The sequence below is a fragment of the Corynebacterium argentoratense DSM 44202 genome (assembly GCF_000590555.1).
Taxonomy (GTDB): Bacteria; Actinomycetota; Actinomycetes; order Mycobacteriales; family Mycobacteriaceae; genus Corynebacterium; species Corynebacterium argentoratense.
The window spans coordinates 951,557-965,046 of record NC_022198.1; the positions used below are offsets into that span (position 1 = coordinate 951,557).

Genomic DNA, 13,490 nt, shown 5'->3' on the forward strand with positions numbered 1-13,490 from the left:
AGACCTTAGGTTGCGTCGAAGTTGATGTCGGAGGGTGCTTCGATTGTTGACGCCGCGTCGTCGTCGGTGTCCATCCATTCTGGGCGGTTGTCAGCGCGTCTGCGGTCGTTGAATCGGCAGAATTGCAGTGATACTTCCATCAGTATTGACAGTGCGACGCCGAGGCCGAACAAGCCGAACGGGTCCTGGCCTGGGGTAATGAATGCTGCGAGTACGAAGATCGCGAGGATCATCACGCGGCGCTTGCCTTTGAGCATGCTGTAGCGCAGCACCCCAACCAAGTTGAGCATGACAACTACGAGAGGCAACTCGAAGCTGAACCCAAACAGGATGAGCATTTGGAGCAGGAAGTTGAAGTATTCCCGACCGGTGAGTGCCGCGACTTGGGTTTCCTCGCCGATTCCGGTGAGGAAGTTCAGGCCTAGGGGGATGCAGACGTAGGCGAGGATGGTGCCTGCGACGAACAGCACCACGCCGAGGCTGATGAACAGCAGCGTGAAGCGGCGTTCTTTTTTCTCAAGCCCTGGTGTGACGAAGCCCCAGAATTGGCCGAGCCACACGGGGCAGGACAGTACGGTGCCGGCTAGTGCGCCCACTTTGAGGCGCAGGAGGAACATTTCGAAGGGGGACGTTGCCAGCAGGCGGCATTCGTCTTCGGGGCCAAAACTGAGGCGTTTTGCGGGGTCGATATCGCAGTAGGGCGTGCGAAGGAGTTCACCGAGGGACGGGATGGGGCCGACGTTGGTGCCGTACCAGATGTATCCGAGGACGGTTCCTGCGGCGAGCGCGATGAGCGACACTATGAGGCGCGCACGAAACTCCTGGATGTGCTCCAGGAGTGGCATGTTGCCTTCGGGGTTTTTCTTAGCCACGGGGCAAAACGTCTGGGTTTATGCCTGACCCTGCGGGGGCTGGGGGTTGACCGGGTTAGTGGTGGGTTGAACGGGCTGCTCCACGGGTTGTGCCTGTTGAACGGGTTGGCCTTGCTGCATTGGCTGGGGCTGTTGCACGGGCTGCTGCAGCTGGGCGGGGTGGGAGGCGGGAAGTTGGTTGGGGTTGTTGTCCTCGCTCATTTCCTTTATTTCGGATTTGAAGATGCGCATGGAACGTCCAACGGAGCGTGCAGCTTCGGGAAGTTTCGTGGATCCGAACAGAAGGATCACTAGGAAAAGAATGCCAATTACTTCGGGCCAGCCGATGCTCATGTGTACTCCAAGGGGTTTATCTGGGGTTGCTACGTGAGGTTCACGTTGCCTTCGAAGCCTCTAGTGTACGCCTTTAGTGCGGTGTGGGCATGTTCTAGGACTTGGCGTCGTGCGGTGTCGGGTGCGTAGACGCGGGCCTGTCCCCCGCTGCGCAGAATAAAGCGGGTGAGCCATTGTTGTTCTGTGTAGTTTATGCGCGCGCAGTGCAGCGTGCTGCCGTCTGGGGCGCTGGTGGTTTGCCCGGTGAGGTTCATGGGCACAAAGTCTGCGATCCATGTGTAGGAGTCCTCGATGAGGCAGTGCGCGATGGTGGGCCATAGCTGCTCGCTGTGCTCGAATCCGAAGGGCCGTGCGGGGTCGAAGGCGGTTGTAGCACCAATGACGCCGCGGTCGATTGGGTTGGCACCCACCTGCGCGTGTGACATGCGGGAGATGCGGAACGTCCGGGTGTCCGCGACGTCATAATCCCATGCGCGAACGTAGGCTGCCCCGTCGACTGCGAACAGGTGTAGTGGGGCGAGTCGGCGGGCAGTGGTGGTGTCTTTGGATGCTGAATAGTAGTCGCATTCGAGGTCATAGCCGGTGTCGAGGGCGTCGCGGACGATGTTGAGTGTGGCGAGGTCTCGGGCGTCGTCGGCGTCGTTCGTGGATGACCCCCGGCGGTCGAGGATGGTCGCCAAGGGTTGTTCCCAGTCGGCGACGGCGCGGATTTTTGTGGCTGCGCTGCGTATTGCGGCTGTGTCTCCGCTGAGTTCGGACAGTTGGTCGAGCGCTAGTAGCAGTGCTGCTGCTTCTGTTCGGGTGAGTCTCAGGGGCCGGTTCATTCCTTGGTCGTCTGTGATGGTCACGCGGCGGAATGTTGGTTGTTCCATGTCGATGAGTTCGACGGGGCCCGGGCCGCAGCACCAGAGCCGTTCGAGGCCTGTGACGACTTGTTGTGGTGTCATGCCGAGGTCGCGGGCCGCTTCGAAAGCGGTGGCTTGGGGGTGCGCATCGAAGTAAGGCAGCAGGCTGAGCATGCGGACGATGTCGGAGAGCCTCTCCCCCACTTTTGATTGTTGCGGTGCGCGCGCTTCTAGTGATGACGCCGCGTTTGTACAGGGGGCGTCGAGGGGTTCGGCGTGGGCGTCGGCGACGGCTTGGAGCATGGTGCGCATGTGCTCGCGCAATTCGGGTGGGTCGATGATTTCGACGCTGGTGCAGTACGCGAGGGCTTGTTCGCACAGCCATACGCGGTCCGCGCCGCGTACCGTCCAGGTGGAAAAACCTTCGGGGCTGTGATCGTCGGCTTTGTTGCTGCGCTGTGCCCAGCGGGTGAGATCGGCGGCTGTACCGTCGCGCACCACGAGTGTTGCATCGACGATGCTCATGTGTGTTCTCAAGGTCGAATCGACGATCCACGCGAGTTTTGCGGAGGGATCGATGGCGACTCCCGGTGGGGTGAAACCTTCGGCGGCATCGAGCGTATGGGTGATGGGGCCCTCGATTGTTACGTCGGTGACCCGGGTGGCGCGGAAACTACGGGGTGCGTCGCGGTCGAGGTCGAAGCCCACCATGTAGAGCCTTTGTCTGTGGCTCACCAGGCCCCAAGGATCGAGCCGGCGGCGGCTGCCACGGTGGTCGAAGCTAATTGAGTTAGCGCTGCGTGTTGCCTGGAGGAAACGGTCGAGTGTTGTGGGGCTGAGTTTTCCGGCATCGCCCATCGCCCCGACCCCGGGCTGTGCGTCGGCACGGGCGGCGCCGGCGGAGGCAAGTTTGGTCCAGCCGGAACGCGCGAAGGCTGACAGTTCTCCCGCCACTCCCATCCCGCCGGCCAGGGCTAGAACGCGGGCTTCTTCGGGGCTGAGCTCTAGCGGTGGTAGCTCGTAGGAATCCTTGTGCACGCTGTAGAGGGTTCCTTGAGCACTGCTGCGACTATCGATGGGAACACCGATTTTAAGCAGCACGTTTCGGTCCCGCTTGAACATTTTCTGGAAGGCCTCGTCGCTTTTGCCCTGGTAGCCGGCCACGTTGCGGCGCACCCAGTCGGCGCTGACATACTGGCCGTTTGCGCCTAGCAGAGCAAAAGTCAGATTAGTGAGGCGTTCGGCGAAACGATCTTGTTCAGCCATGTGACTCCGGCGCACGCATGTAGTCAATCAGAGCGTCGACATCGGCGTTGTCGTTGGCGAAGGGATCGCCCAGTTCAATACCTTTGGGCTCAGGCCGTGTGACCTTGAGGCGCATCCATTCAACGCCCACCGCGGCGTCATACTCTACGGCAGCGTGCAGGAAACGGCTACGTAAATGGGCGCGCGTGGTTATGGGGCCGTAGGTTTTCGCCCTGTCGACCTCATGCGGGTCGGTGAGTCGACGGATTCTCCCCTTAGATTCGAGCACCCTGGCCAGGCCCCTGCCAGGGCGGATGTCGTGGTAGCGCAGGTCGATCTGCTTGAGCTGGGGATGGGTGAAGTCCTCTGGATGTAGACCCAGCTTGTTCTGGTATGCACGGATCACGCTGAGTTTGATTACCCAATCAATCTCGGTGTCGATGGTGCTGTAGTCGCCACTGTCGATCGCATCGAGGGTGCGCCCCCACAGATCCAAGCAGTAGGCGTAAAGGGGCTCAGGCGAGTGCGTCTGATGCTCACGTGATGCAACCTGCACGCCTTGTGCGTTGTCGTTGAAGAAGGCGCGCGCGGCGTCATAGTAATAACGCTGAACCTCGAGTCCGAGACGCGGGTTGCGTGCGATATCTTTGATTGCGCCGTTATCTAGCTCAAAGTTGCGGGGTGACCAGCCGGATTCGAGCATCTCCAGCACCATCAGAGTGGAGCAGATCTTCAGGGCGGTCGTGGGCTCAGCCATCGTGGAATCGCCGACGATCACGTGCAAACGCCGGTAGAGATGCGAGTCAGCGTGGGGTTCGTCGCGGGTGTTGATCATTGGCCGCGAACGGGTGGTTGCCGAGGAAACCCCATCCCACACGTGGTCTGCGCGCTGGGACAACAGGTATTCATAGGTGTGCTCGCCGCGCGCGCCCGGCAGAGGGGTGCTAATCATGCCGGCGCCGGCAATCAGCTGGCGGGTTACCAGGAACGGCAGCAGCGTTGTGCCCAGGGTTTTGAGTACGTGCATGCGGCTGACGAGGTAGTTTTCATGGCAGCCATAAGAGTTGCCAACAGAGTCAACGTTGTTTCGAAACAGCAGCACCTGGCCGTCTAGGCCGCCGGCGTGCAGCCGCTGTTCCGCCTCCAATGAGAGGTCGTTGAAGAGCTCGTCGCCGGCGCGATCATAGACCAGCAACTGGGCGACGCTGTCGCACTCAGGGGTGGCGTACTCGGGGTGGCTGCCGACGTCGAGGTAGAGGCGCGCCCCGTTGAGCGCGAAAATATTGGAGCTCGCATGCTGCTCCACAACCGGTCGGAAGAGTGTGCGTGCTACCTCGTCTGGCCCCATACGGGCGCTTGTGGGGTCGGCAGGGGTGTGGAGAATTCCGTATTCGGTCTCCACACCCATGATGCGCCGGTGCATGGCTACTGGCCGCCTTTTTGCACGAAGGAACGGACAAACTCCTCAGCGTTGGTCTCGAGGAGATCGTCGATGTCGTCCAAGATGTCGTCCACACCTTGGGTGGAAAAATTAGCCTGGACCTGACCTGCAGTGGCCTCGGCGTCGTCACCGTTGGGCAGGCCGCCGCCGTGGATCTGTTTGGTGCTCATAGTGTCGTATCCTAGGACGCCCCCGAAGTGTGTGGCGCCCAACACGCCCCAAATGGGGGCTTAAATGAGTATTGGCTACGCTTTTTATCTTAGGCTGGGTTATAGTGCTGCCTGTGAAAAAATTTGCTTTGTTAACAGGCCTTTCTCTGGCCCTCACAACCGGCGCTCCCCTTCTGGCCCCGACCGTCATCATGCCGGCTGCCTACGCCGATCAGACTGAGACCATTGGTATCACCCCTACCGATGGTGCCAAGCAGGAATACGACGCTGACCACCTGGCGCTCGAATGGGGAATCCGCTCCAGCTTTAATAACTACGTCGGCGGATCCACCCATATTTTCGATGGTGCCAAGGCATCGGGTAAGAGCTACCTGTGGCCCTACTTGGGTACCGATAAGAATGAGGATGGCTCCGTCAGTATTAATTACGGCGGCACCGTGAACTTCATGAAGTATTGCGCGGATCCGGAAGATCCTCAGCGAGGTGCCTGCCAGTTGGACTTGACCTTGTCCAACCCCACCATCAAGACAGTTCCGGGGACCGGCAAGGGCATGCTGTCGGTGGTCGTCCACACTATCGACTACGCCACTAAGCAGTGGAGTGGCCCGGAGCGCATTGACTTCGCGGTGGTGGATTTTGACGCCGGTCGATTCAACCAGGGCAAGACTGCCGACGCTGAGCTCGGGGAGGTCACCTCGTGGCGCGGTGTGGCGGGTGCACTGACCGCGGCCGGTAACCAGGCATTCTCCAATTTCTATGCCGAGCATGGTTTCGTTAACTCCCTGAGCTTCAGCTACCCGGGCAAGGATGCTCTGGAGGGGACCCCGGACGGCTACACCGTCTCCACGGTTGCTGACACCACCATTGACTTCAACGGTGCGAAGAAAATCTTGCAGCTCAAAGATGGAAACCTTTTTGTTGTGACCAGCGACTGGGGCACCACTAAGGGGGTCGTCGCATCTCCGGACCTTCGCACTATCTCCGAAGGCTTCGACGTGCCCTTTGATAGCTCCAATAATGTCGTCGTTGATACCTCAAGCGGCGACGTCATCTGGATCAAGGATGGCACGGTGTATGCCGCGCCTGTCAGTAGCGCTGGGGTTGGAGCAGCGCGTGAGCTCGCCTCTTACCCCGGTACCGCGACTGCCTTTGCTAGTACTCCGGCCGGAACCTACGGGATTCTCAGCCTTGATGGTAGCGATGCGAAGTTCACCACCGTGACCTCTTCTGGTGAGGCCACCACTGTTGATCTTCCAAAATCCACCGACGTGTACGCCAAATACAAGTTGAACGGCAACTACTGGGATCAGGTGTACGGCACCACCTTCGGTGGTTCCAATATTGGCATGCAGGGCTTGAACGACGGGACGTTTATCTTCGTCTATGACCACAATCTGACCTACGGCGACGGCGAAGCCAAGCGCGGCGCCACCCCGCTGCACATTTCACCTGCCAAGGAATCCGTGGCGGAACGAGTGTCACCTATCGAAGCTTTTGAGCCCGCATTCGAAGAGAATAATTCTATTCGCTCGGTGGTGGTCGACGACAACCGCATCGTCATGTACAACCAGTACGGCACTGCTTATGAAAAGAACAACAGTCGGATCGTTTTCGGCCACTACGCAGACGGTAAATTTACCCTTGATGCAGGTCCCGGCCCCTTTGGTGACATTGCCCAGGTCGCCGGCGTCGGATTCCTCGAGGACGGTAACGCCGTGATTGCAGCTCAGGAGAAGAGCACGCTGTACACGGTCGATCCCTCCACCGGCACTGTGGTGGCTAAAGCCGCACTCGGTGACCGTATGAAGGACACCGCCAAGCACGAAAGTAATACTGTGCTCGTCGGCAAAGATGCATCTGTCTACGTGCTGGACACCTTTGTGCCTCCGAACTCTTACGATGACCTCACCGGCATCAAGCGCTTGGTGGTCACCAAGCCCGGCGAGCAGAAGGACGCATCCGTCCCCGTCGTGACCATGGGTGACATCGTTGAATGGGACAATCCTCCGGCGGAGCCCCCCGCAGACCCGAAGCCCCCTGCGGATCCCAAGCCTCCGGTAGACAAGGAGCCTCCAACCGGTGGTTCTAGCTCTGCTACTCCCGGAAGCATCTGGGAGAAGCTCCTCGGAGTCGTTGCTATCGCTGGCGGCCTAGCAACTATCTTCGGTCTGATCAGCACGGTGCTTAAAACCTTCGCTCCGGACCTGCACACTAAGGTTGCCGCGATGATCGCCGCAGCAACCAAACGCTAGGCACAATCCGCCGGGAGATTTCTTGCGGGTACCACCCCGGCGGGCGCTAGTCGCCCGCTACCTCGCACCGCCTTGTTAGACCGCGCGCTGTCGAATCCAGTCAGCTGCGCGTTCCGACAAGGCGGTGCTGTCGTCTGTGGGGGTCTCCCCCATCACCTCAGCACGCGTGCCGCAGCACAGAGATGTGAGAGAGACGGTTTTCTCGACAGCATCAACCCCCGCGGCGTCATCACCCGAAGACGAGCCTTTCAACCTAGACACATCGACGACGACGTTGTCCCAATTGGCCGCCACGACAGCATCGCCGAAACACCGCAGCACGGTTCCGCGAATCCACGCGCGCGTATCCGCAGGGGGCTCCGCCATGGCGCGGGCAATATCGTCAGCGGTGACCAGCGTGCGCATCAATCCTTTGCGCACCAACGCATAGTACAAGCCCTTGGACTCGTCGATGTCGCTGTACTGCAGATCAATTAAAGCAACCTTGGGATCATCCATAGCTAGGCCGCGGTCAACATAACGGCGAATCAGCGCTAACTTCGCCGTCCAATCCAGCATGTCGGACGTGCTCAACGGATCTACAGCCAGCTTGGCGCAGACCTCGTCCCACAAATCCAGGACCCGGCGATCGTGAACATCCAGGGTCTCCCCCAGCGTCTGCTCCACCCTGTCGCGGTACACCGCCAGAATCTCCAAAGCCGTGAGCCTACGGCCGTCCGCCAACTCCAAGGACGCGCGGCAGTCGAGATCCCTCGACACAACCTTGACCGCCGCCACCGGATCCGCCAACGCGACGTCATCAAAACGTGCGCCCTGCTCGATCGCAGACAGCACCAGCTTGGTCATGCCGAGCTTCAACACATTCGACACCTGCGACATGTTGGCATCACCAATGATGACGTGCAGACGACCGATTGCTTCGGGATCGCCATGAGGTTCGTCGCGAGTATTGATAATGCCCCGGTTGAGGGTGGTTTCCAGCGACACAGTCGTTTCGATATAGTCCGCACGCTGGCTGATCTGAAAACCTGCCTCCTGGGAACGCTCGCCCAAACCGACGCGGCCGGCGCCGATCACCACCTGCCGGCAGACGAAAAATGGGATTAATGACGCCGCGAGATCATCGAACTCCACCGCGTTACGGTCGTAGCAATAATTCTCGTGAGTGCCATAGGACGCCCCCTTACCATCCACATTGTTCTTGTAGATCTTTAGCGGCGGGCACGGCGGATGCCCCTCCAACACAGAATGATTGCGCTCGCTATGCGCGGCGACCTCCCGCACGGCGTCGTGCATGATCCGATCCCCCGCGGCGTCATACAACATAGCGTCGAAGGCATTGGTTGTTTCCGGTGCGGAGTACTCCGGGTGCGCGTGGTCAACATAGAAGCGGGCCCCATTGGTCAGAACTAGATTGGCAACGCCCAGCGCATGCGGGTCGATGACGGGTGCTGAGTGGTAACGGCGCAGGTCAAAGCCGCGAGTATCGCGCAGGGGTGATTCTGAGGCGAAGTCCCAGCGAGTGCGGGCATGCTGATGCTTCAGTGAATATGCGACGATCGCGTGGGTACTGGTGGCGATGGGGCTGGCATAAGGGTCGGTGGGGGTCGCGATGCCGTACTCGGTTTCGGTGCCGATAAAACCAACCATTGTTTCTACGCTTCCTTCGTGTTGAGGGGCAGAACCCTAGCGTGAACGACCTTTTTGCCGTGGCGCCCACTAATTCGGGACCACGTATCGGGATCCGAGGTGTTGGGAAGGTCCTCATTTTCCTCCACTTCGGCCAGGGTGGCATCAATCAGATGCTGAGCGGAAAGGCCCCCCTCGCCTACTGCCGTGGAGCTAATGATCTGTTTAATCGCCAACTTCTTCGCGCGGTCGACGATGTTTGCGATCATCGCGCCGGAGACAAAATCACTGGTATTCAGTACCTCTGTGCTGCCGTCGACCAGCGTGAGTTCCACGAACGGACGCGGAGTGAACAGCGTGTCAACCGCGGCGTCAATAAGCTCAGTCTGAGGTGCGGCAAGGGGGATGGCGCCGGTGATGTAGCGGGCGAAAATGTCACGTGCCGCCTGCCGGTCGGGGCGCTGGACACGGATTTTGACGTCCAAACGACCTGGGCGCAAGATCGCCGGATCGATCAACTCTTCCCGGTTAGTAGCGCCGATAACGATGACGTTGCCGAGCTCCTCCACACCGTCAAGCTCCGCCAGCAACTGCGGGACCACAGTCGTCTCCATGTCGGAGCTGACGCCGGAGCCGCGGGTGCGGAAGATCGACTCCATCTCGTCGAAAAAGACGACCACTGCCTGCCCATCGCGGGCGAGCTCTCGGGCGCGTTCAAAGATCGCCCGGATCATCCTTTCGGTTTCGCCGACGTATTTGTTCAGCAGCTCCGGGCCTTTAACGTTGATGAAGCGCGTGCGGCCGCCCCCACGGCTGGACAGGGAATTCGCCACTGCCTTGGCGATCAGAGTTTTGCCACACCCGGGAGGCCCGTACAGCAGCACACCGCGGGGCGGGGTCAGTTCGAAACGCTCATATAATTCGGGGTGGGTGTAGGGCAGCTCGATGGCATCGTGGATGGTGTCGATTTGTTGCCCCAGTCCCCCGATGTCCGCGTAGGTGACGTTGGGGACTTCTTCGAGGGCAAGAGTGCCGATGTCCGCGCGCGGTAGAACTTCGAAGGCGTAGCCGGCTTTGGTGTCGACCAGAAGATTGTCTCCCGCAGCGACCCCCGCGGCGTCACCACTCGGAGTTTTTGTTGTGGTGTTGGTGTTGATTAATGACGTCGCGAGGCGCACGACGTGTTCGTTACCGGCACTGTCGACGACGATTGCGCGCCCACCGGGGATGACGTCTTTGCATTGCGCGACCGCTCCGGAGGTGGTGTAGCCGCAGACTTCGACGATTTGGCTGCCTTCGCCGAGGCGAACGAGTTTTCCGGCGTCGAGTTCGGCTTTGTCGATGGTGGGGCTGACGGTGAGGCGCATCTGGCGGTTGGAGGTGAAGACTTCCGCATTGATGCCGTCGGCGCTGGTTTCCAGGAAGGTGCCGTAGACGCTGGGTGGAGCGGCGAGGGCCTCGAGTTCTTCGGTGAGTACGGCGAGTTTGTCGCGGGATGCTTTGAGCATGGCGACGAGTTTGGTGTTTTGGGTTTCGAGTTGGGTGAGGCGGTGGCGGAGGTTGTTGGCGTCGAGGGCGGCGCCGGTGGTGGGGATGCCAGTAGTGGAGGGGTTGCGTTGCTGCTGGGGCTCGCTGCTCATGGGTATCTAGTTTAGTGGGAGGCGGCTAGGCGGGGGTGGGTGGTAACGGTGCTCTACTTTTTGGCCGCGTTGCTGCTTGCCTAGTTCTTTTATGAAATGACTCTAGAGACGCTCTTTAGGGGGTGGACACTGATCGGTGGCTGTCGCTGGGGGCTGCCTTCTGTGGGCGCGGGGCTGAGTGCGTTGGCGGCGGCAAACCAGCTCGCCCCGACGGACAGTCCAATCATTTGGGTAATCACCGTAATAGTCTCACGTGGTGTCCCGATCAGCGGTGAAGGGTCGGCGCCAAGTAGCTTCATGGCAACAACAGCAGCAAGGATGCAGATCAAAACGGTAATGATGGTGTAGGCAGCTGACCAAAGTGTGAGATGCACCAGTGTGGCTAGTGACACGATGCTTCTGCGTGGTTCTACGAGGACGCACATATTCCAGAAGCCTTTGGGTTTTTGGCTGAGTACGGCCATTATTGCCCATATCATCACAAAGAAATATCCGAATTGTGCTAGACCGCTGGCAGGGATCCGCGGGTTGGGGTTTGATTCTGTCCGCACCGCACGGATCCACCGCGACTATTGTGAAGCGCATGGCCATCGACCACACCACAGAAGTTCCACATAGCTCCGCCGGACGTAATGCCCGCACCGTGGTTGTCTGCCCGGACAGCTTCAAAGGAAGCCTGAACAGTGATGACGTCGCGCACGCCATAGCCGCAGGTTGGCGCCAGGTCTGCCCGGAGGACACGCTGATCCTCTCCCCTATGGCTGACGGCGGGGAGGGCACTCGCCGCGCTTTTAACACCGCGCGTCCGGAGGCGAAGGTGGTGGAATTAGCGGAGCTATGCGGTATCGAGCTGTATGAAGAGCTGGACCCTTGGCATGCCGGTACTGCCCCGTTCGGGGATGCGTTGCGCGAAGCGATTCTCGCCACCCATCAGGAGTTCCAGGCAAGTGTGGCGGGAAGAAAGCGCGATCAGCATGAACAGGATGCGACCGAGAATGCTCAACAGAAGCTAGGTCCTTCAGAAGGCTCCCGCCCCATTGTTTACGTCGGCATTGGCTCGAGTGCGTCGACTGATTGCGGTGCGGGCATGTTGCAGGCGCTGGGGGTGAGTATTAAGGATGCGAAGGGGCAGCCCATCGCCGCGGGGCTCGAAGGGGTCGCGTCGGCGGCATCGATCGACCTCTCCCCTGCCGCTGACGTCCTCGGCGCTTTGCGCGACGTCGATATTCACGTGATCACCGATGTGACTGCCCCACTGCTTGGCCCGCGGGGTGCTGTGCAGGCGTTTGGTTCGCAGAAGGGATTAAAGCCGGTGGATTTTGATCACGCCGAAGCCGCTATCGAACGCTTTGCTGATTTGCTGCTTGAGGCTTTCACTAAACATCCACCCGCCTGTCCCAACGTCCATCGACACGCCCGTCCCGATGCCGGCGCTAAGGCTTGCGATGTGGACCTCTCGATCACCACTCCCGGGGTTGGCGCAGCGGGTGGTGTGGGTTTCGCGTTGAAGGCCCTCGGGGCGGGGCTGCTTCCGGGTGCTGGCCATGTTGCGGAGGCCATCGGGCTGGAGGAGCAGATTGCCCGTGCTGACCTGGTGATTACTGGAGAGGGTGCGTTCGACGCGACGTCATTGCAGGGTAAGGTGCCTGCGGCGGTGAAGCAGATTGCGGACGGCCATGGTGTGCCGTGCGCGTTGGTTGCGGGGGCGATCAGGGATGATGACGCCGCGGGGGTGTTTCGTGCAGTGATGAACTTGAGCGAGTTGGCGGGTAGTGCCCAGGAGTCGATGGCGGATACTGCCCGGTGGTGCGAGGAAGCTGGTTCCCGCTTGGCACGATGCTGCGAGGTCACAATTTATGTCTAGCTAAATCAAACTTTAGGTTGACATTAAAAGTGATTGAAGTTAGCCTTGTCATTCGGTCCACCACTCGAACACGACGAAAGGCAACTTCGCATGAAGCATCAATCTTCCCTCCCGAAATCAACCTGCTTTGGCCGGTCGCAGACTCGATCAGGCTCGACTAGTGCAACCACCCCTCGGGCAGTCGGCGTGCATTCGCGACGATTGGCAGCTCTGGGTCTTGCCGGCATTTTGAGCCTCGGCCTGGTTGCTTGCTCCGAGGAATCGGGTTCCTCCAGTTCCGGCAAAGCCGCCACAAATACCAGCAGCTCTAGCGCAGCCGCTGGTGCAGACGAGATGCGCACGGTGACTGACGCTCGCGGGACTGTGGAGATTCCGGCTAAGCCGAAGCGCATCGTATCGACCTCGGTGGTGCTGACCGGCACGTTGCTTTCTCTGGATGCCCCGGTGATCGGCACCAGCGGTTCGAAGCCGAACACCCCGGGTTTCGACGAGCATGGTTGGTTTGATCAGTGGGCCAACATTGCTGATGAGCGCGGCGTTGAGCCGTTGTTTGATTCCGGCAATTTGGATGTCGAGAAGATCATTGCGGAGGACCCGGACCTGATCGTGGTTTCTGCAACCGGTGGCGACAGCTTCGCTGAGCAGTATGACCAGCTAGCTGCGGTGGCACCGACTGTGGTTGTTGATTACAACAGTCATGGTTGGGAGGAAGTAACCACCACGCTGGGCGATCTGCTCAACTTGCAGGATAAGGCAGCACAGGTGATTAAGGACTTCGATTCGAAGGTTGCGGATGCGAAGAAGTCCATTACTCCGCCTGCTGAGCCGGTGGATATTGCTGTGTACTCCGGCAATAAAGGTCTGAATGTGGGCTTGCCTACGGCACCTCAGGCGAAAATCCTGGAGGAGGTCGGCGTTAAGGTTGCTGACACTGGTGTGACTGCAGAGAAGGGGCGCACTGACTTCGCGTTTACTTCCGAGGAGCAGGCGAATCAGGCGTTGACGGCGGAGCAGATTCTGCTGGTGGGTAATGATCAGTCTGATGTTGACGCACTGTTGGCTGATCAGCGTTTCCAGAATATTCCGGCGGTCAAGAATAAGCAGGTGTATGCGCTGGGTGATCCTTCCTTCAAGTTGGACTACTACGCTGCTCTGGACATGCTCAATCATGTCGTTGACATTTACAAGAAGTAGGCTTT

Annotated in this window: 10 protein-coding genes; 3 read left to right on the plus strand and 7 right to left on the minus strand. The window is 59.6% G+C overall.

Going from position 1 to position 13,490, the window contains the following annotated elements; translation table 11 throughout:
• Positions 1 to 5: 5 nt before the first annotated feature.
• From tatC to CARG_RS04630, 5 genes are read right to left on the minus strand one after another with little or no spacing between them, the layout of a single operon-like run.
• Positions 6 to 872, minus strand: a complete 867-nt coding sequence (gene tatC / locus CARG_RS04610; RefSeq protein WP_020976239.1) for a twin-arginine translocase subunit TatC — start codon at positions 870 to 872, stop codon at positions 6 to 8.
• Positions 873 to 890: 18 nt separating this feature from the next.
• A complete protein-coding gene (tatA, locus tag CARG_RS04615; protein WP_020976240.1) occupies positions 891 to 1,205 on the minus strand; it encodes a Sec-independent protein translocase subunit TatA in 315 nt (104 codons plus the stop codon).
• Between the two features lie 29 nt (positions 1,206 to 1,234).
• Entirely contained in the window at positions 1,235 to 3,316 is a 2,082-nt protein-coding gene (locus CARG_RS09630) for a helix-turn-helix transcriptional regulator (protein WP_020976241.1), read from the minus strand.
• Positions 3,309 to 4,718 (minus strand): Pup--protein ligase, encoded by a 1,410-nt coding sequence (gene pafA / locus CARG_RS04625; protein ID WP_020976242.1) that lies wholly within the window; start codon positions 4,716 to 4,718, stop codon positions 3,309 to 3,311. Before pafA ends, CARG_RS09630 begins: the two co-directional genes overlap by 8 nt.
• Before the next feature lie 2 nt (positions 4,719 to 4,720).
• Positions 4,721 to 4,906, minus strand: coding sequence for a ubiquitin-like protein Pup (locus CARG_RS04630; protein WP_020976243.1), 186 nt, complete (start codon positions 4,904 to 4,906; stop codon positions 4,721 to 4,723).
• 113 nt (positions 4,907 to 5,019) lie between these two features.
• Here CARG_RS04630 and CARG_RS04635 point away from each other — a divergent pair, with 113 nt between their 5' ends.
• Positions 5,020 to 7,158 (plus strand): HtaA domain-containing protein, encoded by a 2,139-nt coding sequence (locus CARG_RS04635; protein WP_020976244.1) that lies wholly within the window; start codon positions 5,020 to 5,022, stop codon positions 7,156 to 7,158.
• Between the two features lie 75 nt (positions 7,159 to 7,233).
• Here the strand turns inward: CARG_RS04635 and dop are convergent, their stop codons facing one another.
• Both dop and arc read right to left on the minus strand, forming a co-directional pair.
• Positions 7,234 to 8,808, minus strand: a complete 1,575-nt coding sequence (gene dop / locus CARG_RS04640; RefSeq protein WP_020976245.1) for a depupylase/deamidase Dop — start codon at positions 8,806 to 8,808, stop codon at positions 7,234 to 7,236.
• Between the two features lie 5 nt (positions 8,809 to 8,813).
• Positions 8,814 to 10,382, minus strand: a complete 1,569-nt coding sequence (arc, locus tag CARG_RS04645; protein WP_041747440.1) for a proteasome ATPase — start codon at positions 10,380 to 10,382, stop codon at positions 8,814 to 8,816.
• Positions 10,383 to 11,010: 628 nt separating this feature from the next.
• On the opposite strand from arc, the gene CARG_RS04655 reads away from it, so the two are divergent.
• Complete coding sequence (locus tag CARG_RS04655) at positions 11,011 to 12,291, plus strand: glycerate kinase (RefSeq protein WP_081761707.1); 1,281 nt, start codon at positions 11,011 to 11,013, stop codon at positions 12,289 to 12,291.
• A 90-nt stretch (positions 12,292 to 12,381) separates the two neighbouring features.
• Entirely contained in the window at positions 12,382 to 13,485 is a 1,104-nt protein-coding gene (fepB, locus tag CARG_RS04660) for a Fe2+-enterobactin ABC transporter substrate-binding protein (RefSeq protein ID WP_081761607.1), read from the plus strand.
• Positions 13,486 to 13,490 lie beyond the last annotated feature (5 nt).